Annotated in this window: 31 protein-coding genes; 23 read left to right on the top strand and 8 right to left on the bottom strand. The window is 57.5% G+C overall.

The genetic code is table 11. The features are described from left to right. Positions 1 to 19: 19 nt before the first annotated feature. Positions 20 to 1267 carry an FAD-binding oxidoreductase gene (locus ABJZ52_RS03810; protein WP_348186266.1) on the bottom strand — a complete coding sequence of 416 codons (1248 nt, stop codon included), beginning with the start codon at positions 1265 to 1267 and terminating at the stop codon, positions 20 to 22. A 128-nt stretch (positions 1268 to 1395) separates the two neighbouring features. Here ABJZ52_RS03810 and ABJZ52_RS03815 point away from each other — a divergent pair, with 128 nt between their 5' ends. From ABJZ52_RS03815 to ABJZ52_RS03830, 4 genes are all read left to right on the top strand, one after another. Further along, a complete protein-coding gene (locus ABJZ52_RS03815; RefSeq protein ID WP_348186268.1) occupies positions 1396 to 2370 on the top strand; it encodes a sodium:proton symporter in 975 nt (324 codons plus the stop codon). Between the two features lie 86 nt (positions 2371 to 2456). Further along, positions 2457 to 3200: a DUF2259 domain-containing protein gene (locus ABJZ52_RS03820; protein ID WP_348186270.1), complete on the top strand. Its 744-nt coding sequence runs from the start codon at positions 2457 to 2459 to the stop codon at positions 3198 to 3200. Between the two features lie 90 nt (positions 3201 to 3290). Beyond that, positions 3291 to 3962: a ribulose-phosphate 3-epimerase gene (gene rpe, locus ABJZ52_RS03825; RefSeq protein WP_348186272.1), complete on the top strand. Its 672-nt coding sequence runs from the start codon at positions 3291 to 3293 to the stop codon at positions 3960 to 3962. Positions 3963 to 4055: 93 nt separating this feature from the next. Then, positions 4056 to 4679 (top strand): YitT family protein, encoded by a 624-nt coding sequence (locus ABJZ52_RS03830; RefSeq protein ID WP_348186274.1) that lies wholly within the window; start codon positions 4056 to 4058, stop codon positions 4677 to 4679. Between the two features lie 8 nt (positions 4680 to 4687). On the opposite strand, the gene ABJZ52_RS03835 is transcribed toward ABJZ52_RS03830, so the two are convergent. Then, positions 4688 to 5026 carry a hypothetical protein gene (locus ABJZ52_RS03835; protein WP_348186276.1) on the bottom strand — a complete coding sequence of 113 codons (339 nt, stop codon included), beginning with the start codon at positions 5024 to 5026 and terminating at the stop codon, positions 4688 to 4690. 97 nt (positions 5027 to 5123) lie between these two features. On the opposite strand from ABJZ52_RS03835, the gene ABJZ52_RS03840 reads away from it, so the two are divergent. Then, complete coding sequence (locus tag ABJZ52_RS03840) at positions 5124 to 5714, top strand: hypothetical protein (RefSeq protein ID WP_348186278.1); 591 nt, start codon at positions 5124 to 5126, stop codon at positions 5712 to 5714. On the opposite strand, the gene ABJZ52_RS03845 is transcribed toward ABJZ52_RS03840, so the two are convergent. Then, positions 5698 to 6150: an NUDIX domain-containing protein gene (locus ABJZ52_RS03845; RefSeq protein WP_348186567.1), complete on the bottom strand. Its 453-nt coding sequence runs from the start codon at positions 6148 to 6150 to the stop codon at positions 5698 to 5700. The genes ABJZ52_RS03840 and ABJZ52_RS03845 overlap by 17 nt on opposite strands. A 229-nt stretch (positions 6151 to 6379) precedes the next feature. Between ABJZ52_RS03845 and purB the strand changes: the two genes are divergently transcribed. The 5 genes from purB to ABJZ52_RS03870 all read left to right on the top strand — a co-directional run bounded on the left by purB (position 6380) and on the right by ABJZ52_RS03870 (position 10696). Then, positions 6380 to 7687, top strand: coding sequence for an adenylosuccinate lyase (purB, locus tag ABJZ52_RS03850; protein ID WP_348186280.1), 1308 nt, complete (start codon positions 6380 to 6382; stop codon positions 7685 to 7687). 144 nt (positions 7688 to 7831) lie between these two features. Beyond that, positions 7832 to 8575 carry a metallophosphoesterase family protein gene (locus tag ABJZ52_RS03855; RefSeq protein ID WP_348186282.1) on the top strand — a complete coding sequence of 248 codons (744 nt, stop codon included), beginning with the start codon at positions 7832 to 7834 and terminating at the stop codon, positions 8573 to 8575. Between the two features lie 539 nt (positions 8576 to 9114). Next, positions 9115 to 9234, top strand: coding sequence for a BA14K family protein (locus ABJZ52_RS03860; RefSeq protein ID WP_348186569.1), 120 nt, complete (start codon positions 9115 to 9117; stop codon positions 9232 to 9234). A 285-nt stretch (positions 9235 to 9519) separates the two neighbouring features. Continuing rightward, entirely contained in the window at positions 9520 to 9990 is a 471-nt protein-coding gene (locus ABJZ52_RS03865; RefSeq protein WP_348186284.1) for a BA14K family protein, read from the top strand. Positions 9991 to 10138: 148 nt separating this feature from the next. Then, complete coding sequence (locus ABJZ52_RS03870; protein WP_348186286.1) at positions 10139 to 10696, top strand: alpha/beta hydrolase; 558 nt, start codon at positions 10139 to 10141, stop codon at positions 10694 to 10696. 81 nt (positions 10697 to 10777) lie between these two features. Here the strand turns inward: ABJZ52_RS03870 and ABJZ52_RS03875 are convergent, their stop codons facing one another. Beyond that, positions 10778 to 11098 (bottom strand): DUF1476 domain-containing protein, encoded by a 321-nt coding sequence (locus tag ABJZ52_RS03875; RefSeq protein WP_348186288.1) that lies wholly within the window; start codon positions 11096 to 11098, stop codon positions 10778 to 10780. A 299-nt stretch (positions 11099 to 11397) separates the two neighbouring features. Here ABJZ52_RS03875 and purC point away from each other — a divergent pair, with 299 nt between their 5' ends. The 5 genes from purC (at position 11398) to ABJZ52_RS03900 (ending at position 13712) form a co-directional block, all read left to right on the top strand. Next, positions 11398 to 12195, top strand: a complete 798-nt coding sequence (gene purC / locus ABJZ52_RS03880; protein ID WP_192108969.1) for a phosphoribosylaminoimidazolesuccinocarboxamide synthase — start codon at positions 11398 to 11400, stop codon at positions 12193 to 12195. A gap of 161 nt (positions 12196 to 12356) precedes the next feature. Continuing rightward, positions 12357 to 12596, top strand: coding sequence for a phosphoribosylformylglycinamidine synthase subunit PurS (purS, locus tag ABJZ52_RS03885; protein WP_348186290.1), 240 nt, complete (start codon positions 12357 to 12359; stop codon positions 12594 to 12596). Positions 12597 to 12621: 25 nt separating this feature from the next. Then, complete coding sequence (locus ABJZ52_RS03890) at positions 12622 to 12729, top strand: phosphoribosylformylglycinamidine synthase-associated small membrane protein (protein ID WP_192108967.1); 108 nt, start codon at positions 12622 to 12624, stop codon at positions 12727 to 12729. 20 nt (positions 12730 to 12749) lie between these two features. Continuing rightward, a complete protein-coding gene (gene purQ / locus ABJZ52_RS03895) occupies positions 12750 to 13418 on the top strand; it encodes a phosphoribosylformylglycinamidine synthase subunit PurQ (RefSeq protein ID WP_348186293.1) in 669 nt (222 codons plus the stop codon). Between the two features lie 39 nt (positions 13419 to 13457). Beyond that, positions 13458 to 13712 (top strand): DUF2164 domain-containing protein, encoded by a 255-nt coding sequence (locus ABJZ52_RS03900; protein ID WP_348186295.1) that lies wholly within the window; start codon positions 13458 to 13460, stop codon positions 13710 to 13712. 21 nt (positions 13713 to 13733) lie between these two features. Here the strand turns inward: ABJZ52_RS03900 and ABJZ52_RS03905 are convergent, their stop codons facing one another. Further along, complete coding sequence (locus ABJZ52_RS03905) at positions 13734 to 14537, bottom strand: helix-turn-helix domain-containing protein (protein WP_348186297.1); 804 nt, start codon at positions 14535 to 14537, stop codon at positions 13734 to 13736. 99 nt (positions 14538 to 14636) lie between these two features. Here ABJZ52_RS03905 and ABJZ52_RS03910 point away from each other — a divergent pair, with 99 nt between their 5' ends. Then, positions 14637 to 15173, top strand: a complete 537-nt coding sequence (locus ABJZ52_RS03910) for a peroxiredoxin-like family protein (RefSeq protein ID WP_289035845.1) — start codon at positions 14637 to 14639, stop codon at positions 15171 to 15173. A 153-nt stretch (positions 15174 to 15326) separates the two neighbouring features. On the opposite strand, the gene ABJZ52_RS03915 is transcribed toward ABJZ52_RS03910, so the two are convergent. Then, positions 15327 to 15722, bottom strand: a complete 396-nt coding sequence (locus tag ABJZ52_RS03915) for a hypothetical protein (protein WP_348186299.1) — start codon at positions 15720 to 15722, stop codon at positions 15327 to 15329. Positions 15723 to 15887: 165 nt separating this feature from the next. Continuing rightward, positions 15888 to 16118, bottom strand: coding sequence for a DUF1127 domain-containing protein (locus ABJZ52_RS03920; RefSeq protein ID WP_348186301.1), 231 nt, complete (start codon positions 16116 to 16118; stop codon positions 15888 to 15890). 102 nt (positions 16119 to 16220) lie between these two features. Between ABJZ52_RS03920 and ABJZ52_RS03925 the strand changes: the two genes are divergently transcribed. From ABJZ52_RS03925 to ABJZ52_RS03950, 6 genes are all read left to right on the top strand, one after another. Then, the gene (locus ABJZ52_RS03925; RefSeq protein WP_348186303.1) at positions 16221 to 17687 is read left to right on the top strand and encodes a PLP-dependent aminotransferase family protein; all 1467 of its coding nucleotides are present in this window, start codon (positions 16221 to 16223) and stop codon (positions 17685 to 17687) included. A 145-nt stretch (positions 17688 to 17832) separates the two neighbouring features. Continuing rightward, positions 17833 to 18474 carry a hypothetical protein gene (locus ABJZ52_RS03930; protein WP_348186305.1) on the top strand — a complete coding sequence of 214 codons (642 nt, stop codon included), beginning with the start codon at positions 17833 to 17835 and terminating at the stop codon, positions 18472 to 18474. 316 nt (positions 18475 to 18790) lie between these two features. Further along, positions 18791 to 20989 carry a phosphoribosylformylglycinamidine synthase subunit PurL gene (gene purL, locus ABJZ52_RS03935; protein WP_348186307.1) on the top strand — a complete coding sequence of 733 codons (2199 nt, stop codon included), beginning with the start codon at positions 18791 to 18793 and terminating at the stop codon, positions 20987 to 20989. 52 nt (positions 20990 to 21041) lie between these two features. Next, the gene (locus tag ABJZ52_RS03940) at positions 21042 to 21275 is read left to right on the top strand and encodes a BolA family transcriptional regulator (RefSeq protein ID WP_153768467.1); all 234 of its coding nucleotides are present in this window, start codon (positions 21042 to 21044) and stop codon (positions 21273 to 21275) included. Positions 21276 to 21422: 147 nt separating this feature from the next. After that, positions 21423 to 21758, top strand: a complete 336-nt coding sequence (gene grxD, locus ABJZ52_RS03945; RefSeq protein ID WP_348186571.1) for a Grx4 family monothiol glutaredoxin — start codon at positions 21423 to 21425, stop codon at positions 21756 to 21758. 305 nt (positions 21759 to 22063) lie between these two features. Next, positions 22064 to 22321, top strand: coding sequence for an antitermination protein (locus ABJZ52_RS03950; RefSeq protein WP_348186309.1), 258 nt, complete (start codon positions 22064 to 22066; stop codon positions 22319 to 22321). 41 nt (positions 22322 to 22362) lie between these two features. Here the strand turns inward: ABJZ52_RS03950 and ttcA are convergent, their stop codons facing one another. After that, a complete protein-coding gene (ttcA, locus tag ABJZ52_RS03955; protein WP_348186573.1) occupies positions 22363 to 23298 on the bottom strand; it encodes a tRNA 2-thiocytidine(32) synthetase TtcA in 936 nt (311 codons plus the stop codon). A gap of 303 nt (positions 23299 to 23601) precedes the next feature. Here ttcA and ABJZ52_RS03960 point away from each other — a divergent pair, with 303 nt between their 5' ends. Continuing rightward, the gene (locus ABJZ52_RS03960) at positions 23602 to 24279 is read left to right on the top strand and encodes a metal-binding protein ZinT (RefSeq protein ID WP_348186311.1); all 678 of its coding nucleotides are present in this window, start codon (positions 23602 to 23604) and stop codon (positions 24277 to 24279) included. Positions 24280 to 24451: the final 172 nt, after the last annotated feature.

Here is a 24451-nt window from a genome sequence, read left to right on the forward strand (position 1 = left end):
TGCTCGACTCAAGCTCACGTCACGCCAGAAAGCGAAGCGGCGAAAGAGGCAATATGTCGAGACCTGGATCCCGCTCGGTAATCAAATCGGCAAGGAGCCGGCCGCTGAGCGGACCAAGGCCGAACCCCGAGTCGCCGTGGCCAAAATTGTACCACAGACCTGGCCGGGAGAGAGAGGCGCCGATAACCGGCAGGGAATCTGGCAGATGGGGACGGCTGCCCATCCACAGTCCTCCCGGCACCGGCTGACCAAGCGGAAAGATATCCTCTGCCCGTTTGCCGGAACGCAGAAGCTGAACAGGATTGGCCGGCGCATCGCGTTCGGCAATCTCCATGCCCGTCGTCAGACGAATGCCCTGCTCCATCGGCGTCAGGATGTAGCCGTGATCCACATCCATGACGGGACGCGAAAGCGAAGCCCCTGATCTCGGACGATAGTGCTGAAGATAGCCCCGCGTTACAGCAAGCGGAAACCGGTCACCAAGCCCGGAGGCGAGGTCTGCGGACCAGGGGCCCAGCGCAACAACAGCCTGCTTCGCCGTCAATTCCTTGCGCGGCGTTGAAATCCGCCATCCAGACCGGCGCTGTTCAAGCGCCGATGCCTCGCCACTGAAATAGAGCCCGCCTTCCTGAATGAAATAGCGCCACAAGGCCTCGACCACGCCGGACGGGTTTGTGACCGATTCGCTCTCCGGCCAGAACACTCCCAAGAGCGTATCCGCCTTCAGACCCGGCTCGACCGTATTCACATCGCCGCCAGACAGTTCACGATAATCGACCCCGAAAATGCGGGCATAATGTCTTTCTCGCTCGTCCGCGCGAAAGCTCGCTTCCGATCGATAGACCTGAAGCCAGCCGCTTTTGCGATAAAATCGTTCGCCATTGGACACTGCGGACAAGGCCCGGTGTTCTTTCACCGCCAGTGCGCGAAGCGGAGCCATGGTACGGGCGTAGCGCTGTATCCCTTGCGCGCCGCTGTGCTGCGCGAAACGCCGGAACCAAGGGATCATTCGAAAGACCGCCCCCAGATCGTAGTGAACTGCTGTCGACTGCTTGATCGCAATATCGGCCAGATCGGCGGCCCGGTTCGAAAAACGCGCGGGACAAAAGCCATTCCTTGCAATAAGGCCCGCATTGCCATGCGAAGTCTCCTCGCCCGGATGGCGTCGGTCGATCAGCGCAACCTGCAGCCCTCGCTGACGAAGATGGACAGCGGTCGAAACACCGACAATTCCGGCACCCAGAACAATGACGTCGACCTGTTGCAAATCTGCCCCTTGGAAAAGCCCCCTCTTTGCTCTTAACCTACAATGGCTTAATTCAACAATCTGATAAAGCGGTTTGGCCGCCAAATCAGACCATCCTTGCCTGCCCCGCCTTCAGGAGCACACCTGTTATGATCAGATCTGCGATGTCAGCCCTCGGCTGGATCGGTCAGCGCGGCACGCTCGCCCTGACGGCCAGCATTTTGATCGGTATGACGTTGCCGTTCCTGTCGGCCTATGCCCGGCCATTCATCACCGAGGCGGTTTTCGCCTTGCTGGTGTTGGCGTTTCTCAGGGTCGATCCAGACGCTGTCCGGCAGAGATCAAAGCGTCCGCTCATTTTCATTCTGGCCAGCTGCTGGATCATGATTGCGGTTCCCCTGTTCGCTGCCGCGGCGCTTGCATTTTTCAGCGGCGAAACACTCGATCCGCAGGTAATCCTGACGATCTTCATCGTCAGCGCAGCGCCGCCAGTCATGTCAGCGCCAGCCTTCATCTATCTCATGGGGTTGAACGGCGCCCTCAGCCTGACCGTACTGATCGCCTCCACAGTACTCACTCCCTTGACGGCTCCTTTCATGGCCGAGCTCATGATCGGGAATGCTCTAGACCTTGATAGCCTCGGCCTTGCGCTCAGCCTTGGCACCTTGCTCGGCGGCTCTCTCCTGGTGGCAACGGTCATCCGCAAGGTCGTCGGTTCAGCGCGCATCGTCGCGGGCAAATCCAATATCGATGGTTTGAATGTGCTGGTACTGCTGTTTTTTGCCGTCGCGGCCATGGATGGCGTTGCCGCGAGTTTCGCTACGCGTCCCGGCCTGACATTTGTTATCGCAGCTTTGACCTTTGTCGTCGCCTTCCTCCAGATTGGCATCGCCATGCTGGTCTTCTACAGGGTTGACAGGGCCGACGCCTTTGCCATCGCCCATTCGGCAGGAAACAGGAACATGGGCCTTATGGTTGCAGCGCTCGGCGGGTCTTTGCCGGAACTCACCTGGCTCTGGTTCGCCCTTGGACAACTGCCGATCTACATGCTCCCGATGATCTTGAAGCCTCTTGTCCGTCGACTCATCGTCAAGCCTGAGAAAAATCGGCTCGAAACCTCCTGACGTCAGCTCCGCAATAGGCTTAGATACCCTAGGGTAATTTGGCCCGAGACCGTTTGATCTGACGTCACTTCGATGGAGTTTCAGCAATGGCTTTTCTCACCCATCTTCGCAGTCTGGCCTGCCAGGCCGTCTTGCTGCTCACCGCCACGCCCTTCGCAGTTGCCGGCGACTACGCCGATGTGGAAATCCTGGGTTTTTCCGACGAAGGCTTTCGTTTTGCCTTTGAACAATATGGCGTACAGGCAGGCTCGGGCGTTCCCTATTCAGACATTTTCATCATAGACGTGCCAACCGACAGCTGGTTCAAGCCGTCGCCGTTCCGGCTCAAGGAGGAGATCGACGACGGCTTCGAGGTTCCTGACGAAAAGCTCGACGCCACCCGCGAGAAAAACCTGAGCCGCGCGGCGGAGACACTCGCCAACAGCCGCATTTCCGGCAGGGGCCGAACAGTTGGCCACAATCCGGTCACCGAGATCGGCAGCGATCCGCACCAGCTCAGCGTAAATCCACGGCTGATCGTACCGCCCGCCGACAACCCCATGCATTTCTCGCTTGAAGAATATCCTCTGCCTTCCGGCGACTGCGCGAGCTATGGTGCTGATACGAAGGGCTTCAAACTTTCCCTGAGCTTTGAGGGCACCGAGCGCACCTTGAACGAGGACATCTCCCTGCCCTCAAGCCGTGGATGCCCCCTGCGCTACCGCATCGAGCGGGCGATCACCTACTATCCTGCAGCCCGCCCGTCAGTCTTCGCTGTCCTTGTGCTCATGGAAACTCACGGCTTTGAAGGTCCAGACGGACGTTATCTCGCCATAACTGGCCAGTTTTGACCGTTAAACCGATTCAAGCGCTGCGTCAGGCTTGCTCACCTTCCCGGCCCGTGATAGCGCCCGGCAGACCACTACAACCTGGAGCCGACCATGAGCCGCGACATCCTGATTGCACCTTCGATCCTTGCCTCTGACTTCTCCAAACTTGGCCAGGAAGTAAGAGACGTGGCTGACGCTGGCGCGGACTGGATCCACCTGGATGTCATGGACGGTCACTTCGTGCCCAACATCACCTTTGGTCCGGACATCATCAAGTCTCTGCGCCCGCACAGCGACAAGATCTTCGACACCCACCTGATGATCGAGCCTTGCGATCCCTATCTGGAAGCCTTCGCCAAGGCCGGCTCCGACATCATCACTGTTCATGCAGAAGCGACAAAACACCTGGACCGCTCGCTGCAAGCCATCAGAAATCTTGGCAAGAAAGCTGGTGTCTCGCTCAATCCACACACACCGGAAAGCGTCCTGGAGTATGTGCTCGACCGGCTCGACTTGATCCTGATCATGACGGTGAACCCGGGCTTCGGCGGTCAGAAGTTCATCCATGCGATGGTCGAGAAGACACGCCGGGTCAAGGATATGATCGGAGATCGCCCGATCGATATCGAGATCGATGGTGGCGTCACCCCTGAAACCGCGCCCCTCGTCGCCGCGGCTGGCGCCAACGTGCTGGTCGCCGGTTCGGCGGTCTTCAAAGGTGGCACGATCGACAGCTACGGCGCGAACATCGCCGCGATTCGAAAGGCGGCTCAGGAAGCATAGCGCGCCTGGCGTTGCGGCGCAGCATACCATAAGCTATTGCGGATTAAGATGTTAGGCGAATGCCTCGTCGATTCATTTCGCAAGTGAGAACACATGTCCGCCAGTGCCGAACAAGATGAAAAGACAATGCGCCATTCCGTCTGGGAGGACGCTCAAGGCCTTTCCATAGGCGTCTTTGCCTGCGCTCTTGGTGTAGTATTTCTCGCCCAACTTGGATTTCTGACGGGTCAGACAGCCGGTCTTGCCTTGCTGTTGTCCTATACACTGGACATCAGCTTCGGTGTTGCCTTTTTCGCGGTGAACCTGCCGTTTTACTGGTTCGCCTACAAGCGTCTGGGCCTGGAGTTCACAATCAAGTCGGTGGTCTGCGTCACTGCACTGTCTGTCGTTGTTGAACTGATCAAGCCAGCGATTCAGTTTGACCACCTCGATCCGCTTCTCGGCGTCCTGGCTTTTGGCACCCTGGCTGGCTTTGGTATCCTGGCGATCATTCGCCATCAGGGGAGCCTTGGTGGTCTCGGCGCAGTGTCGCTGATAATTCAGGACGCAACCGGTTTCCGGGCCGGCTACGTCCAACAAATCACGGATGCGCTGATATTTGCGGCAGCGCTGTTCTTCTTCCCATGGCAGGTGGTCGCCTGGTCAGTCGCCGGTTCGATTTTCCTGAACGGCATCATCGCCTTCAATCATCGCCGAGACCGCTATATCGCAAAGTAAGCGGTCAATCAGGGCAGATAATTGAGGCTGTCGAGCACCGGATCCCCATCCCAGAACATGAATCTGGCCGTGACGCTCTTGTCATAGAACTCTTCATCGTCCGGATCCTTGTATTGGCAGGCGACCAGAAGATGGTCCGGGTTCACTTTGCCCAGGTTCTCATCATGCGCGTATTCCCAGGACAGTGGTGTGTCGCAGTGGCCAAGCCCGGCAACAGCTGCAGCGACACCTGCCGCACCTGAAGAACTGGCCAGAAAGCGCGTAAAGTCGACATCTGCAGCTTTCGCAGCTCCGCTCAAAATGAAAACAGCACTACAAATGCCGATTCCTACCCAATTCGACGTCATCTGAATCTCCAATCAAAATCGATAAAGGTTCTGTCTGCCGATCGTCGCCCCCTGCGGAAAAAGGCTTCTTCAATCATTTTGCCCTACCTCAGGAGATATGAACGCCACTCGACCAGCTCCGGACATTAGTCCCCCCTTGCCAGACAGCACAACACTGCTGGCCGGCGAAGCGAGGGGCGTAACGCGCATAAAAGCAGCGCGAGAAAAGTCTGATGGCACGTCGGCAGGGACTGTTCTCGGGTTCGCCTTCACCTGGAGTTTGATGATCACCGGACTGGCCGGGCTTCAACTCTTCCTGAAAGACCAGACGCTGAGCGGTCGTACTCTTGCCGTTGTTCTCATGTTCCTCGCCGGGAGCTTTTTGGGGGCAGTCTTTGCACGCTGTTTCGCCGGTTTCGTTGCCCGTTGGCGCACGGCACCCAGCGCGCGTTTCTCAAGCCTTTTCATTGGCCTTTCGGTTGGAACAGTCGGCTTGACGGCATTTATCCATTATCTGCACTTTTCCGCTTATTACGCGCAATGGCACGACGAATTCGGCAGCCTGCACAGGCTTGTCCAGATCATCATGACCGGAGCCAGTTCCGCTTACATCTTCACTGTTCAGGGCATGCAGCTTCTTTTGCCCTGGGGGCTTGCCTTGCTCTTCGCCGCCGCGTGGGATTATGCGCGCTCTAGTCGGGCGACTTGAGCGACCGGGAACCTTCCTCGCGTTCCAGATGGTCTTTCAATCCTGTCGGATAAAGGTCAAGCCCGGCAGCATCGAGATCTGCTAGGCTGAACCATCTCGCCGTAGCGGAGGTTTCGTCGCTTTCAAGGAATTCGAACACCACCTGATCGTAAAGCGCCTCGTCTTCAAATCTGGCCTCCGAGAGAAAAACAATTTCATGCCCGCGGTCACCGTGATGAGCATAGATATTCTCAAGGACCACAGGGGCGCCGGAAACATGGATCTCCGCGCCCAGTTCCTCCATGAACTCCCGTGACAACGCATCTTGCCACAGCTCGCCAAACTCGACACCACCGCCAAGCGGACGCACACCCTTCACCGTGCCATCGTCATTGGTGATTTCAGCCGCCAGAATCGCATCTCCACGTCGGATCAGGGCAAGCGCCTTCACCACGATTTTCTGGGCTGGTCGTCAGCTTGTCATCATGATCACCTTGGTCTGAAGAAAAGAAATGTGCAGGAAGCAGGTCGCAGAGGCAATTGCCCCTCAGCCTAGCACCGCCAGCGGGGAAAAACAGCGCCAAACGGTTCTCGCTCTGGTTCCGGAAACACATGCCCCCTCCATTGAGAACAACGCGACTTCCTGCTAGACCGCGCACAACAGCTCCCCAAAGTGAGGCCCCGCGATGATCCCGCGTTATTCCCGCCCCGATATGGTCGCCATCTGGTCGCCGGAAACCAAGTTCCGCATCTGGTACGAGATCGAGGCCCATGCCTGCGACGCCATGGCCGATCTCGGCGTCATTCCGCGCGAGAACGCCGACGCGGTCTGGAAAGCCAAGGACGTGGAATTCGACGTCGCCCGCATCGACGAAATCGAAGCCGTCACAAAGCATGACGTCATCGCCTTCCTGACCCATCTGGCCGAGCACGTCGGCAGCGACGAAGCCCGCTTTGTTCATCAGGGCATGACCTCCTCGGATGTGCTGGACACGTGTCTGAACGTTCAGCTGGTGCGTGCAGCAGACATCCTGCTGAAGGACATGGACAACCTGCTTGCCGCGTTGAAAAAGCGCGCCATGGAACACAAGAACACCGTCCGCGTTGGTCGCAGCCACGGCATCCACGCGGAGCCCACCACCATGGGCCTGACGTTCGCACGCTTCTACGCTGAAATGGATCGCAACAAGGCGCGTCTTCTTCAGGCGCGTGAAGAAATCGCAACTGGTGCAATCTCCGGCGCTGTCGGCACCTTCGCCAACATCGACCCCAGGGTCGAAGAACACGTATGCGAAAAGCTGGGTCTGCGGCCGGAACCGATCTCGACCCAGGTTATACCGCGCGATCGTCACGCCATGTTCTTTGCCGTGCTTGGTGTCATAGCATCCTCCATCGAGAATGTTGCCGTCGAGATTCGCCATATGCAGCGCACCGAAGTTCTGGAAGGCGCCGAGTTCTTCTCCATGGGCCAGAAGGGCTCTTCGGCGATGCCGCACAAGAAGAACCCGGTTCTCACGGAAAACCTGACCGGGCTTGCGCGTCTTGTTCGCATGGCGGTGGTCCCGGCCATGGAAAATGTAGCGCTCTGGCATGAACGCGACATTTCCCATTCCTCGGTCGAGCGCAGCATTGGCCCTGACGCCACTGTAACGCTGGATTTTGCGCTCAACCGCCTGACCGGCGTCATCGACAAGATGCTGATTTTCCCGGACAACATGCTGGAGAACATGAACAAGTTCCCCGGCTTGGTGATGTCGCAACGGGTCCTCCTGGCTCTGACCCAGGCCGGCGTGTCGCGTGAAGATGCCTACTCCATGGTCCAGCGCAATGCCCTGAAGGTCTGGGAAGAGCGTCTCGATTTCCAGGAGCTGCTGCTTGCCGACAAGGACGTGGTCGCAGCGCTTGGCGAAGACGCCATCAAGGAAAAATTCGACATGGGCTATCACACCAAACACGTGGACACGATCTTCAAGCGTGTCTTCGGGACAAGCTGATACCGCCACACCGTAAGCTCTCACGGCTATTCGACGCCCCGCCCCAACCTGCCACCGCGCAGTGCTTGAGGCGGGGCGTTGTCATGTCTAGGCTTGGGTCACGCATCTGACTTTCCGCAGCACCAGCGACCAGGACCCGCGCTCATGAAAATCGCCGTCGTCGCCGACATTCATGGCAACCTTCCTGCGCTTGAAGCAGTCATCGCCGATATAGCTGGGGAAAGCCCGGACATGGTCGTGAATCTGGGGGACTGCGTCTCCGGTCCGCTTTGGCCAGATGAAACCGGCCACCTGCTCATGAACGAAGCATGGATCACGGTGCGCGGCAATCATGACCGGATTGCCTTTGGTCCTCCGGTCCAGCGTGACAACAAAACCGACTATTTCACCCAGTTAGCCCTTTCTTCAGCTGTCGTCGACTGGTTGGCGGAACTGCCGTTCGCCCGCCACCTCGACGAGGAGACCTCGCTCTTCCACGCGACCCCGCACGAAGATGATCGTTATCTGACGGAAACCGTGATCGGCGAGAATGCACGGCTCTCGTCCACCACCGAAATTCTGGGGCGCCTCGCAGACGGCGCGACGTCTAAATTACTCTTGTGCGGTCACACGCACATTCAACGGCTGATCATGCTTCCGACCGGGCAGGTCATCTTCAACCCGGGCAGTGTTGGCTGCCCCGCCTACAGCGATGAAACGCCGAACCATCATGTGATGGAAGCCGGCAGTCCCCATGCCCGTTACGGCCTGTTGGAAAAGACCGGACAGCTCTGGACCTACCGGCATAAGGCCATCGACTATGACTGGGCAGCGGCCTCGAAACAGGCGCGGAACAACGGCCGGGAGGGCTGGGCGCACGCCTTGTCGACGGGCTTTTATCCCCGCTGACAATGATCCGAGATCAAGCGACGGTCAGCTCTCCGAAAACACGCCTGAGAAATCCAGGAAACAAAATCATCACTTCAGAAATATCAGGAAATATATTCGACATATTTTAGACACCAATATTTTTGAGTGTGACCTAACGTAAACGATTGATATCCGGCGAAATTTCCTCGCCGGAAATCCCATCGGTCGAGACGTATTGCAGTTAATTGATCAATGAATTCCTTTTCAACTTAGCCCAGGACAGTGCAATGTCTTTCAAGCGCGCCATATTGGCGCTTTTCACCCTAGCCGGCGTGACAATGGCGTTTAGCGCCAGTGTTTCTGCAGCTCCTGCCACCTCGTCTCTCGCCGCGACGGCGCCAGGCGTATCATCTCAATTCGAACGGGCCCTGCTGCTCGCCCAATACCGTCGCCCGCCACCGCCTCCAGGAGGTTACCGCCGTCCGCCCCCTCCAGGTTATTATCGCCCACCGCCGCCGCCCCGCTATCGCCGCCCGCCGCCACCTCCAGGATATTAACGTCCACCGGCTGTACGCGGTCTGCCCCGGGCCCATTACGATTGGTGTGTGCGCAAATATCGGTCCTATCGACCAGCCGACAACACCTTCCAGCCATACCAAGGACCTCGTCGGCCTTGCAGATCCCCCTTCTGGGGCTGATGAAAACCAGGACTTCCGACATTTGAGAGGCCAGCACCACGCTGGCCTTTTCCTTTGTATGGCAACCGGGGATGATGCAGACAGCATCGACGGACTGGCGATCGGAAGATTAAAAAATCCTGTTAAATCATTGCCTTGAGATAAGATCAGAAACACCATCGCCTCATTTCAGGCGCTGTGGATGCCTATTCCTCCCACGTTGAATCTCCCAGCGGAAACGCCTCTTCTCCGCCCGCGAGCGGCAGCGCTGAAAAGGCGGTCAGATTTGAAGAAATGAGGACGAGCATGCCCCTGAAACGAACAGCCATGGCAGCCTTGGCAGCAACAGCGATCACTTTGGCCACTGCCGCCCCCTCCTACGCCTTGCCGGTCGGCACAAGCTTGTCCAATGCGGCACAGATCACGGACGGGATGCTGCTGAAAGTTCAAAACCGCAACGGCTTTTACACCCACAACGGCAAGACCTATTACAACGGCCGGCAGGGCTACAAGGCGGCGCGCCCTGGCTACAAACAATACAATGGCTGGTGGTTTCCCTTGGCTGCCTTTGCAGCCGGCGCGACGCTCAATCAAGCCCTGACGGCGAAACCAACGCCTTCAAAAGCGCGCGCTCCGAGCCGGGCTTCGAGCCGGTTTACACCAGAGCACTACACTTGGTGTGCTCGCAAATATCGCTCCTACCGGGCAAGCGACAACACCTTCCAGCCTTACAACGGTCCACGCCGTCAGTGCGTATCGCCCTTCGCGGGTCGCTGATCGCAAGATCACAAAACATGGCAGGTTTCAGGGCAGGTTCCAAACGTCAGGCCCTGAAACCATGACGAACAGGATTTGACAAAAGGCCCAGCGCGCCCCAAGAGACGGATCAGCTCCCAACTCTCGCTCAGACCAGAAGTTCCAGCCCATGAAAATCTCCGAAGCCGATATTCTTCTCGTGCCAGGCTATGGCGACACGCCAGATGGGCACTGGATGAAGCGCTGGCAGGCCAAAATGGCCAATGCCTGGGTGGTCGAGCAGAAGAACTGGTCCAAACCCGACCGGAAGATCTGGCAGGACACCCTGCTTGCACGTCTCGAGAAAACGACGAAGCCGGTGGTCCTCGTAGGCCATTCCCTTGGCTGTACGCTTATAGCCCATTCGGTCCATGATCTGCCGAAGGATAAGGTTCGCGGAACGTTTTTGGTGGCGCCGACGGATCTGGAGCGCAAGAAGCCCAAGCCGAAGTTTGATGTAGGGGCCTTTGTCCCCTTGCCTCAGTCCCCGCTGCCTTTCCATGCCCATGTGGTTGCCAGCCGTTCGGATGAAAACTGCACCTATGAGCGCGCCGAGACCTTCGCCAAATCGTGGGGCGCAACCATTCAGGACGCCGGCGAAGCCGGCCATATCAACATGGCCAGCGGCCACGGTCCCTGGCCCGAAGGCATGATGTCCTTCGCTCATTTCATGAAGCGCCTGGGCTAACCCATTTCCGCAGCAAACAAAGAAAAAGGCCCCCGCTGTCACGGAGGCCTTTTGGAATGCGTTCAATCCGATCGACTGTGATCAGTCGTTCTGGATCTGCTCGACCGCAGTATGCATCAGCTCGTCCATGGTGCGGCGAATCTGATGGTCGGACTGTTCGACTTTCTTGGCGTCGAAATCACCGCGAATCTTGCGGAAGACGTCTTCGTCGCCCGGCTCTTCAAAATCGGAGCGAACAACTTCCTTGGCATAGCCTTCAGCGGCCTCGCCTTCCAGGCCAAGTTTTTCCGCAGCCCACAAGCCAAGAAGCTTGTTGCGTCGTGCGGTTGCCTTGAACCTTAGCTCCTCGTCATGCGCGAACTTTCCTTCAAATCCATCTTCGCGCTTGTCGAATGTGCTCATCCTGGTGTCTCCTGAACTGCGGATAGCCTCTACGTCCCGGATATAGGAACGATCTTGCCTCTTCCATATCCCCCAAGCGCCGCCAAATCAACGCGGGAAAGCCCATATGCTCCAAAAGCATGAGCATTGCCTGATTTGCCACGGTTCAGCCGATTGTACTTTTCCAGGCATTCAGGTAAGTTCCGCGCCGCTGACGCTGGGCGCAAGCTGACGATTCACTCCGAATACGGGAAGGTCTCGACGGTGCCCTGCAGAAAGCGAACGGGGGGACAAATGACCAACTGGAAGAACCCCGTTCGATGGATTTTCTCAAACATTCACGGTACGTGCCAATGAATCGCCGCCGTCGCATATATGAAGGCAAAGCCAAGATCCTCTATGAAGGCCCCGAACCTGGAACGCTGATTCAGCATTTCAAGGACGATGCTACGGCCTTCAACAACAAGAAACACGAGATTGTCGACGGCAAAGGCGTGTTGAACAACCGGATCTCCGAGTACGTCTTCAACAACCTCAACGCCATTGGCATTCCGACCCACTTCATCCGCCGCATGAATATGCGCGAGCAGCTGATCCGCGAAGTCGAGATCATTCCGCTGGAAGTGGTCGTACGCAATGTGGCCGCCGGGTCCATCGCCAAACGCCTCGGCATTGAAGAAGGCACCCAGCTGCCGCGGTCCATCATCGAGTTCTATTACAAGAACGATGAGCTGGACGATCCGATCGTGGCCGAAGAACACGTGACGGCTTTTGGCTGGGCAACGCCTCAGGAACTCGATGACATCATGGCACTGGCCATCCGCGTCAACGACTTCCTCTCTGGCTTGTTCCTCGGCGTCGGCATCCGTCTCGTCGACTTCAAGATCGAGTGCGGCCGTCTGTTTGAAGGCGACATGATGCGCATCGTGGTTGCTGACGAGATCTCCCCGGACAGCTGCCGCCTTTGGGACATCAAGACCAACGAGAAGATGGACAAGGACCGCTTCCGCCGTGAAATGGGCGGGATGCTGGAAGCCTACCAGGAAGTTGCCAAGCGCCTGGGCATTCTCAACGAGAATGACCGTCCGGCAGGCTCCGGCCCGACACTGGTTCAGTAACTCAAAAGATCCTCACCCCCGACCTGCCAAGGCCGGGGGTTTTGCTTTCAGCCCCGTTCCAATTGCCGGCAAGCTGGTGTAAGCAGCAGCCAAACAGGCTCTTTAGATCAATTTGAAACGCTGGCCTGACCGGTCGGGCGTTTCAGCGGAGAAGACAGACCATGAAGGCACGTGTCATCGTCACCTTGAAGAACGGTGTTCTCGATCCTCAGGGAAAGGCCATTGAAGGCGCGCTCGGCGGCCTCGGCTTTGGCGACATCGACTCGGTCCGCCAGGGCAAGGTCTTCGACCTGGAACTGAGCGCTACCGACAAGGCCGCCGCCGAAGCGGAAATTGCGCAGATGTGCGAAAAGCTTCTGGCAAACACGGTCATCGAGAATTACGCCATCGAAATCGACTGACGACGACCGGGCAAGGACCCCGTTGATGGATAGCGACGCGAAGAAAGCACTCCGCTTCATGGCCCTCAAGGCCGCCATATTCATCGTGTTCCCTGCCCTCGTCGCTGTCGTTACCGTCCTGGTCATGCTCTGACCGAAGCTGGAGATCACTCCATGAAAACCGCTGTTATCGTCTTTCCGGGCTCCAACCGCGACCGCGACATGTTCCACGCGCTGGAACTCATCACCGGCACGCGGCCCGCAAGTGTCTGGCACACCGAAACCGAGCTTCCAGATGCTGACCTTGTCATCGTACCCGGCGGCTTTTCATACGGCGACTATCTTCGCGCTGGTGCCATCGCGGCCCGCTCCCCGATCCTCAAGGATCTGGTGAAGAAGGCAGACTCGGGCGTCACCGTTCTGGGCGTGTGCAATGGCTTCCAGATCCTGACCGAGGCAGGTCTTCTGCCAGGTGCTCTGATGCGCAACGCGGGCCTCAACTTTGTCTGCAAGGAAGTGAAGCTCGAGACCGTCAATGACGCGACCCGTTTCTCATGCAGCTTCAAAAAGGGCCAGGTCTGGCGCTGCCCTGTTGCCCATCACGATGGCAACTATTTCGCCGACGCCGATACCCTGAAAGCGATCGAGGACAACGGTCAGGTCGTTTTCCGCTATGGCGAAGGCACCAATCCCAACGGTTCCATCAATGACATCGCAGGCGTGATGAACGCCAAGGGCAATGTTCTGGGCATGATGCCCCACCCGGAAAACCTGATCGAAGATCTCAACGGCGGAACCGAGGGACGGCTGTTGTTTGAAAGCCTGCTCGCTCAAGCTGCCTGACGACAAGCTAATTTCCCAGACATCGACCGGGAGACGCCGATGGCCGAGCTGGAATTGTCCAAGGAAGATCGTGAGCGGCTGACCCGTCTGGTTCAGGACTATGCGCGCGACGAACTCGACCAGGACATCGGCAACATGGAAGCAGGATTTCTGCTCGACCGTCTGATCGGACCTCTTGGCACGGTTTTCTACAATAAGGGCCTGCGCGACGCTGCTGCCCTCTTCGCCCGCCGGGCAGACGATATGGCCGACGAACTCTATGCCATGGAGCGCGTCGATCCGGTCAACCGGTAGACACCAGCTCGCCTTCAAGACCTAGAGGGCCTTGCGGCGCTCCAGTTTTGGCGCATGACCGTAGCGGCGCGCAAAGGCTCTGGAAAACGCCGCCGCCGAGGCAAACCCGCACATGCGCGCGACCGCCCTGACCTGAACGCCTGATTCGAGCTCTGCCCGCGCGATGTCCAGACGCCAGTTGGACATATAGGCGCCCGGTGTCATTCCAAGCACTTCCTTGAAAGTCACCGCGAATTGCGTGCGCGACATGCCTGCTTCCGCTGCCAGGCTTTCCAGGTTCCAGGCAACACCTGGACGTTCATGCATGGCCACCAGCGCGGCTGCCAACCTGGGATGAGAAAGACCGGCCAGGAGCCCGACATCGGCCGCGTCACTCTCCAGCGCATGGCGCAACAAGCGGATCACCACGACTTCGGCCAGCCGGTGGAACACGGCCTGCCCGCCACAACGGGGCTGGACCACTTCTTCGACCAATGGGGACACAACCGTCCTAAGATCAGGCGCATCAACGAGGGCCACCGAGATGCATCTCGGGAGCGCCAAAACAAGATGATGCCCCGCACCGGCAATCTCGATCTTCGCAGCAACCACCAGCGTTTCACTCTCTTCGACAGAGAAGTGATCGCAGGCCGCACAGTCGCCGGAGCCATTCGGCACAAACACAAGCCGCAACGCATCATCAGCGCCCCGAAGAACGACAAAGTTCGCGCCCCGCACTTCAGCCTCATCAGGAGCGACAAGATCTGCCTGAACCCTGAAACGCTCGATGAGAGACGACAGCCTGTCGAGGCGTCCGCCGAAGATATTGGTGGCGTGAACGTTCATAAACCGAACTCCAGATCATATATCTCGAACGAATAATTGCCCAAAGTTCTATAATCTAACCTGAGGTTTTGCAAAAGCACAAATCGAATGGAGACCTAGATGCTTATTCCAAGACAGCCTGTCCCGGGCCTTACGGCCGAGACAATTTCCCATGGCACTTTTGATTTGGCCAGCGACGGCGCCGAGTGGGGCACGCTCGTCGTGTTTTACCGCGGCCTGCATTGCCCGATCTGCGCGACCTATCTGAAGGAACTCGAGCGTCTGACACCTGAGTTCGAGAAGCGCGGCGTCAAGACTGTAGCCCTGTCCTCGGATGATGCGGACCGTGCGGCACAGATGGCGGAAAAAGTCGGTGCCGACAACCTGCGCTTTGGCCACTCCGTGCCGCTGACCGTTGCCAAGGAATGGGGTCTTTACATCTCCACAAGCCGCGGCACCACGTCCATCGGCATCGAAGAACCTGCCCTCTTCTCCGAGCCTGGCGTTTTCCTGGTTCGCTCCAATGGCGAACTCTATTTCGCATCCGTTCAGACGATGCCTTTCGTTCGTCCGCATTTCCAGGAAATGGTTGGAGCCCTCGACTTCGTGAAGGCCAACGACTACCCGGGCCGCGGCGAATACACCGGCGCCGTCTGATATTCCACGACCTGAACACTTACTCCGGCGGTCTGGCTTTCCTGCCCGCCGGAGCTTCCCGCAGATCTCGCTTTTTTGAAACGTACTGCCGGACGGGGTCTGTGGTGCTCCCATTATGGTCTAGGAAACTCTCTCCCTTGAGAGCTTAGAACGCTACTGGACGGTCACATTGACGAAGTCGCTGTAGATCTCGACAGTGATCCAGACATTGCTGTTCACGATGCGGCTGGCCGCTGACCGTTCGATGGTGCCATTGAGGATCATCTGTTCCATCCGGCCTCTGTTCTCGGCGGAGGCAAAATAGCGATCGCCATCATCTCCCGGATCACCGAGACCAAACTTGTGAAAATTGGCGCGATCCTGGCGGATGATTTGCCAGGGCTGCGTCAGGCGCACGCCCTTGGAATTGAAATGGTCCGCCGATCCCAGAAAGGCCGAATAGGCCTCCAGCAGCTGACTTTGTGCGGCTGCCTTGTCGGCAAGCAGCGTAGAAGCGACGACAAGCATAAGAGCAAAAGTCGCGGACCGGCTCCATTTGATACCCTGCATTTCCAGCCCTCCCATCAGTTGGCGCATTTCCCGCTTCGAAAGCTATGCGCAAACCGGTGACGGCTAAATGAGGAATATCACTACTGCAGACACTTCCCAAAGGCTGCGAGGAAAGCTTGAGCAGTTTATGGGGCCGGGCCGCATCAGAACCGCTTTGCGGCTATCCTAGGATGGTCGGTTGGAGGTGGTCCAGAACGGACGGCAGGCCTCGCCATTTGCCATTTCCCGGCTCATGCCGATATCGGCCAGCGCTTCATCCGAGAGCTTTGAGAGTTGCGCTCTCGAACGCCACAGATGCTGCCACAACACCAATTTGCGATAGCCATAAGCCAGGAATGCCAATCTCAGCGATCCCTTTTCGCCTCTCAGCTGAAGATCTGCGTCAACCACAGTCATATTGAACCTCTTTTAGATACAATTTCGAGTTCAAAGCACGATTGTCTTGGTTCATTCGTATGAATTGACTCATTATTCGATGCAAGATAGAAAATTGTCACCATGACAAATTGGATTCCGAACATTCCCGCCGGCAAGGGGCCGATGTATCTGCGCCTGGCAACCCAGATCGCAGAAGACATTGTCGCCGGCACGCTCCCGGCGGGCGCAAAGCTGCCCCCGCAACGGGATCTCGCCTATGATCTTGGAATTACGGTCGGCACCGTTGGCAGAGCCTATGCCTTGGTCCGGGAGAAAGGCCTGGTCAGCGGAGAAGTCGGACGCGGCACCTATGTCCTTGGGACGATTGCACCTGTCCCGGAAATCACGACAGACAACAGCAAGACCGCGTCAGGCATTCAACTGATTCCCTCTCCTGTGCTCACTGGTGATGTTGATTTCGGCAGCACCAGAACCGCGGTCCCTCATCCCGAACTCGCCCGCCTGGACAGCACATCGGCCCCGGAAATCGGACAATCCGAGATCGTCCGAAGCCTGATGCAGCAGATCACCAGCGATTCCCCCTACGAGATCGCCAGTTACACACGCATCATCCCGGACAGTTGGCGTCAGGCAGGCCAACAGTGGCTGGCGCGCGGTGACTGGGTTCCCGAAACCGCCTCCATCGTCCCGGCCTTCGGCGCTCAGGCGGCGATCATGTCAGTCATCAGCGCCACCACATCTCCTGGAGACCGGATCGTCTTCGAGGAGCTGACCTACAGCTCGATCGCGCGCGGCGCGGTGCTCATGGGCCGACAGCCAGTTGCAGTTGCCCGCGACGAGTGTGGCCCTCTGCCCGATGAACTGGCAAAAGTCTGCGCGCAGAAGCATCCGAAGGTCATCTTCATGATGCCGACCATGCACAATCCAACCCTGACGACAATGCCCGAAGATCGGCGCCGGGAGATTATCGCCGTCGCCCGCGAGCACAATCTCTGGATTATTGAGGATGAAGTCTACGGTTCCCTTCGCGACACGGAGCTCATGCCGCTCATCGCTCTCGCACCCGAGCGTACATTCCACGTCGGCTCCCTGTCCAAAACCGTCGCCGCGGGTCTGCGTGGCGGCTGGGTTTCCAGCCCCTTGTCCCACGCCCAGCGCATCGCCAACGCTCACAAGATGATGACTGGCGGCATCTCGTTTTTGCTGGCCGAGCTCTCTGCGCGGCTGGTCCTCAGCGGCGCGGCGAATGATCTGCGCCTGCGAATCCTCGCTGAAATCGATGCGCGCCACGACATCATTCTCAAGGAATTCCAGGGGCTCGACTTCATTTCAGCCAAGGATTCGCCCTTCCTTTGGCTGAAACTGCCCGAGCCATGGCTGCCCGGCACCTTCAAGGCGGCCGCGGCCGCTGCCAAGGTGCTCATTGATGATGAGGATGAGTTCAAGACAGGTCGCCCGGACAGAACCCATCACCGCGTGCGCATGGGCTTCACAAACCCGCTCACACGAGCCGAAGTTTCCGCATCCTTCGTCACCTTGAAAAACCTGCTCGATGACGGCATCGCCGCCTATGACAGCTTTGAGTGAGCGCACCTTGTAAAGAAGGCTCTAAGCAAGGCGTCGATCTCTTGCGAGATGCACCGAATGGCAATGCGGACAGATATGTCCCTTTAAACAACGACCTAGTCTTCCAAAGACAACAAACGCTCCGCTTAGTTTACAAAACAAGGCGTTGATCAGCATCAATTCAACCATAAATTTAATACTACATAAATACAATCTGAAACAGTATCATCTGTCGAAATTCAAATATTCCAATTATCGAGGATATTCTATGCAAATAAATCAAAAAATTCGCAAATTGGCAGTCGTTGGACTTTTAACGTCTCCAATATTTCTCGCTGGCGCAGCCCAAGCGTTCATTCAAGTAATCGTGCACAAAGGGTCTGCCGTCGGCTCAATTTCTGGCGGAGATGGAGGCCAAGGAATTGTAGCGACAGGCGGAGCGATCGAGTATTGCTGGTCGTTACCTGTTGAGCGATTGATGGAGACCGCCAGTCATAGTAAACAAGAAGTTATGCGGTCTCTAAGTAACACTATGATGGCGATAGGATCAGTGGCTATGACCACTTCTCAATCTATTCCACTTGACGCGGCAGCTGACTACGATGGCGATCAAATTTGTATTGGTGGAACCGGCCTTGGTACAGGCGCAAGCCGAGGTCAACTTCAGGTGCTGGGACAAAGTATCAATCTGAGCAGCGTCAACGATCCTAACTTCGCAAATCTGTCATGGCTTCCAACAGGCACCTACGGTGCACAACCAATTCCCGGACAAACCACCGGTCACGTAACGATTGTTATCGTGGATTAGTCCAACGCCTCCAGGACAAGTTTGTTCTTTCAGAACAATCCAAATTCACTTGTCCAATCTAGCAGCTCATTGGACGAATGTCGTTGTTGCGCATCGACACACACGCCCTGTGACCGATCCAGGTCGCGGGGCATTTTTCTACATGCAATTTTTCAGACCTATTTGCTCAGCCCATCCTACGATCATTTCGAGATAATTATTGCGCACGATCTTTACTTTTCTAGGCTCAACATTTCCAAGACAATCTGTTACATGCGGTCTAATTCTTCAAGGAAGCGCTAGCAACTGTCCTCTTGAGCCCAGAAACCGGACCGACATGATCCCCAACGACATCAAGATCACGCCCGACCTAATTGCCTCCCACGGCCTCAAGCCTGACGAATATGACCGGATCCTGAAGTTGATCGGCCGCGAGCCGACCTTCACCGAACTCGGCATTTTCTCGGCCATGTGGAACGAGCATTGCTCCTACAAATCCTCCAAGAAGTGGCTGAAGACCCTGCCGACCACCGGCCCACGAGTTCTTGTCGGCCCGGGCGAGAACGCCGGCGTCGTTGATATCGGCGATGGTCAGGCCGTTGTCTTCAAGATGGAAAGCCACAACCACCCGTCCTACATCGAGCCCTATCAGGGTGCAGCGACCGGCGTTGGAGGCATCCTGCGCGACGTCTTCACAATGGGCGCTCGACCTGTTGCGGCCATGAACGCCCTGCGCTTCGGCGAACCTGATCATCCGCGGACCCGGCATCTCGTCTCTGGCGTGGTTTCCGGCGTCGGCGGCTATGGCAATTCCTTCGGCGTCCCCACCGTCGGCGGCGAAGTCGAGTTCCACTCCAGTTACAACGGCAATTGCCTGGTCAACGCCTTTGCCGCCGGTCTCGCCGACAGCGACAAGATCTTCCTGGCCAAGGCTGAAGGCGTCGGCCTGCCGGTTGTCTATCTTGGCGCGAAGACCGGCCGTGACGGTGTCGGCGGCGCGACCATGGCATCGGCCGAGTTCGATGACACCATCGAGGAAAAGCGTCCCACGGTTCAGGTTGGCGATCCATTTACAGAAAAATGTCTTCTCGAAGCCTGTCTTGAACTAATGAAGACCGGGGCGGTCATCGCAATTCAGGACATGGGAGCTGCCGGCTTGACCTGTTCGGCGGTCGAGATGGGCGCGAGCGGCGACCTCGGCATCGAACTGGACCTCAACAAGGTTCCAGTGCGCGAAGAACGTATGAGCCCCTACGAGATGATGCTGTCGGAAAGCCAGGAGCGCATGCTCATGGTGCTGCGTCCAGAAAAGGAAGCAGAGGCCGAGGCCATCTTCAGGAAATGGGGTCTGGACTTCGCAATCGTCGGCGTCACCACCGACACCCTGCGCTTTGTCGTCAAACACGACGGCGAGACCGTCGCGGATTTGCCGATCAAGGAACTGGGCGACGAAGCTCCTGAATACGACCGCCCATGGGTCGAGAGCCAGAAGCAGCCATTCCTCGAAGCCGACGATGTGGCAGAGCCCGGCGACTACGCCGAAGCATTGTTGACGCTGGTTGGCAATGCAAACGGCGCGTCACGTCGCTGGGTCTATGAGCAGTATGACACTCTGATCCAGGGAAATACCGCGGCATCGCCCGGCGGCGACGCCGGTGTGATCCGCGTCGAAGGCAGCCGCAAGGGCCTGTCCTTCACCGTGGACGTCACCCCGCGCTACTGCGAAGCGGATCCCTTCGAGGGCGGCAAGCAGGCGGTTGCAGAAGTCTGGCGCAATCTGACTGCAGTTGGCTCAGAGCCCCTTGCGGCCACTGACAACCTCAACTTTGGCAATCCGGAAAAGCCTGAAATCATGGGTCAGCTGGTCGGTTGCATCAAGGGCATCGGTGAAGCCTGCCGCGAGCTTGAGTTCCCGATCGTCTCGGGCAATGTCTCCCTTTACAATGAAACCCACGGCACGGGAATCCTGCCGACACCCGCGATCGGCGGCGTCGGCTTGCTGCCCGATGTCACCGTGCGCGCCTCCGCCGCCTTCACGTCGAGCGACGAAGCCATCGTGGTCATCGGCGGCAAGGGGACCCATCTGGGCTGCTCCCAGTATCTTGCCGACATTCTCGGCCGCGAGGAAGGCGCTCCGCCTCCTGTCGATCTCGATGCTGAAAAGCGCCGCGGCAACCTTGTGCGCCAGTTCATTGGCGCGGGCCGTGTCAGCAGCGTTCATGACATTTCCGCGGGCGGCCTTGGCGTTGCCCTGGCAGAGATGGCCATGGCAAGTGGTATCGGCGCCAGCGTCAAGCTCGACGGCCCAGCCCATGCTGCGCTCTTTGGAGAAGATCAGGGACGCTACGTCATCAGCGTTGCTCCAGGCGAGCTTGACCTCATTCTGGAAGACCTCATTGATGCAGGTATCGAGGCGCACCATATCGGCCAGACCGGCGGCACGGATTTGACTGTTGAGGGTATCCTCACCATATCCGTTGCAAAGCTGACGGAAGCGCACGAGAATTGGTTCCCGAACTATATGGTCGGCGCCTGAAACAGGCGCCTGCCAGGAACGCAGTGACAAGAGGGAAGAGGACAGAACCAAGATGCCAATGGACGCCAATGAGATCGAGGCCCTGATCAAGGCAGAACTGCCAGATGCAAAGGTCGAGATCCGGGATCTGGCCGGCGACGGTGACCACTACGCCGCCAATGTCGTGTCTGAATCGTTCCGGGGCATCAGCCGGGTTCAGCAACACCAGCTTGTCTACAAGGCACTGAAGGGCAACATGGGCGGCGAATTGCACGCCCTCGCCCTCCAGACCAAGGCACCAGACTAGAGCTTTCAGGAGGCGCCAAGCTCTGGAACCTTCTCACACTCCCCATGGCCCTTTGCTGGAAGTGGATGTGCAGATCCTGCGGGCGCCCACAAGGCTCACAACGAAAACATACCGGCAGTTTGTCCCGGTGAAACACAAGGACGAAACATCATGAGCATCCAGGACTGGATCAAGAACGAAGTCGATACCAACGACGTGGTGGTCTTCATGAAGGGCACACCGAACTTCCCGCAGTGCGGCTTTTCCGGTCAGGTCGTTCAGATCCTCGACTACGTGGGCGTTCCCTACAAGGGCATCAACGTTCTGGAAGACGACGACCTGCGTCAGGGCATCAAGGACTTCGCCAGCTGGCCGACCATCCCGCAGCTCTACATCAAGGGCGAATTCGTCGGTGGCTGCGATATCATCCGCGAAATGTTCCAGAACCAGGAACTTCAGTCCGCTTTTGCCGAAAAGGGCATAGAGGTCAAGCAAAGCGCCTGATTTCGGCAGCTCGCACAAGAGATAGAAGATGGGGCGGGTCCTTGGGCTCGCCCTTTCTTGTACTTGCAATCACGCATGCCCAAGGCCGGGCTGGTCTTTTGCCAAGTATCTGGCCTGTTTCGGTGAAAAATTGAAAGTTATCCAAGCTCGCTTGCATCACCTGCGCGCCATTACTCGGCAATTTTTTTCGAATCATCTAACCTGAACACTAGGTGAATGCCGGATTCAGGGTTAGTACAGTTGCGTACCGCCATTCTCCGTCCAGACTTAACGGCCAGAAAAGGCCGGGGAATGGGAACGGGGCCATGAAAACAATCGCTGTTGCAACGCTGTGTTGCGCCTTTACCGCGTTGATCTTCAATTCCTTCGATGATCCGAAGGATGCGAAGCTCACACGGATTGATTGTGTCGAGATTGCCGTTTTCGCACCGAGCAATGGAAAAACGGCCGAAGACCTTTGCCGCAATTACGGCGGTGTCGCCGAGAAAGATGCTCAGCCCAGCGACGAGGGTCTGGTCATACTGGTACGCAACCAGCCGATGGGCGGCTTTTCAGGTCAATAGTCCGTTCGCAGATAAACTTTACACCGTGAGCTGAAAGCCGATCACTCGGCTGCAAACAGGCTCGCCGTCATGGCAAGCCCGGCGCCACAGGGCTCTTCAGCCTCGCCCTCACCTTCCTTCATCGCGTCTCCCGGCCGCAGGCCGACGAAGTCATAGAGCGAACGATCAAGCAGATGGGAAGGCCGTGTGTGCGCCAGTGCCCGCGCCATCACACCCAGGCGGCCAGGATTCGTCTTTTCCCAGCCCTGCAGCATGCGTTTGACCTCGTCCCGCTGAAGACCATCCTGGGATCCGCACAGATTGCAAGGAATGATGGGAAACTCCATTCCCGTAGCAAAGCGGGCAATGTCGCTTTCAGCCGAATAGGCAAGAGGCCTCAGCACAAGAAGATCCCCCTCGTCATTGACGAGCTTTGGCGGCATAGAGGCCAAACGCCCGCCGTGGAAGAGGTTCATGAAGAATGTCTCCAGAATATCTTCCCGGTGGTGGCCAAGGACAATCGCCTCGCAGCCCTGTTCACGCGCAACCCGATAGAGAATTCCGCGCCGCAAGCGCGAACAAAGCGAGCAATAGGTGCGGTGGGCCGGGATCTTGTCGGTAACGATCGAATAGGTGTCCTCGCGGATGATCAGATGCTCGATCTCGTTCTCTTCAAAGAACTCCGGCAGCACATGAGCCGGGAAGCCCGGCTGTGCCTGGTCCAGATTGCAGGCGATCAGGTCGACAGGCAGAAGGCCGCGCCACTTGAGTTCAACCAGAACAGCCAGAAGCGCGTAACTGTCCTTGCCGCCCGAGAGGCAGACAAGCCACTTGGGCGTCGACTTGCTGGCCATGTCAGGAACCATTGCAAAGTCATCCATCGCCTGGCGAGCCTGACGCAGCAACCGCTTGCGCAGTTTCTTGAACTCGACGCTTTTGGGCGCATTGCGCAGCAGCTTCGGAACATCTACGTCGGCTGTGGCGGCGATATCATTCATCTCGGATGCCTTGGCTTTGTGTCTTTTCAGCTTTTCCCTGACATAGCGGATCGACAGGATGAGGCCAACCGGAAACCCTGCCATCGCCCTTCCCGTCCAACAATGTGATCACCAAAAACCGTACCGCTGCAGCCTTCCAGACCCCGGTATGGAGACGTTTCTTATCGCGCACTCCACGCCACTTGGAAAAGACACGCCGTCTAAGGTCAGACCATTGCCAACGGAAAGCTTCCAAGCTACACCTATTTTGTAATGTTATTACATTACAATACTCTTAATATGCAACCCTCAGGAACTTCGATCATGCAGAACACTATCAGCAAGAGCTTCGGTGCATTCTTGCTCGGCGCCGCCGTACTTGTCTCCGCACAGGCACTGGCAAGCCAGGATACGAAGAAGGATACCGGTCACACCCACAAACACAGCCACTCCAAGTCTCACGAGCAAAACGATGTCCAAAGAGGCTATTTCAAGGATGAGCAGATCAAGCCAAGACCTCTGACGGACTGGCAGGGCGACTGGCAATCCATTTATCCCTACCTCAAGGATGGAACGCTCGATCCGGTCCTGAAGGAAAAGGCAGCGCATGGCGACAAGACCATCGATGAGTGCCGCGCTTACTATGACAGTGGCTTCAAGACCGATGTGTTCAGGATCGACATCAACAACGACGAAGTCAGCTTCCACGAAGAGGGACAGGTCCGACACGGTCGCTACGTCGCCGACGGCACCGAGACCCTGACCTACAAGAAGGGCAACCGGGGCGTTCGCTACATCTTCAAAAAGGTCAGCGGTGATGCGCAAGCTCCTGATTTCATTCAGTTCAGCGACCACAAGATCGCACCGGCGGCCTCAGGTCACTACCACCTCTACTGGGGCAGCGACCGTGCCGAACTGCTGAAGGAAGTCACCAATTGGCCGACCTACTTCCCGGCCTCATTGACCGGTCAGCAGATCCTGGAAGAGATGCTCGCGCATTAGGCGCCCTCACACGAACCCGAAGGATTGCTATCGGGTCAAAGCAGGACCGCCGCCTCTTGCCGGCGGTCCACGTCAGAATACGGATGCCAGCCCCTGGTTCCAGCCATGATCGTCTGCGGTTGATCCGCAAGATGCGGCCGGGCAATAAAAAAAGCCGCGCCAGAGGCGCGGC

It is taken from the genome of Roseibium sp., from assembly GCF_039982295.1.
In the GTDB taxonomy this organism is placed as follows: domain Bacteria; phylum Pseudomonadota; class Alphaproteobacteria; order Rhizobiales; family Stappiaceae; genus Roseibium.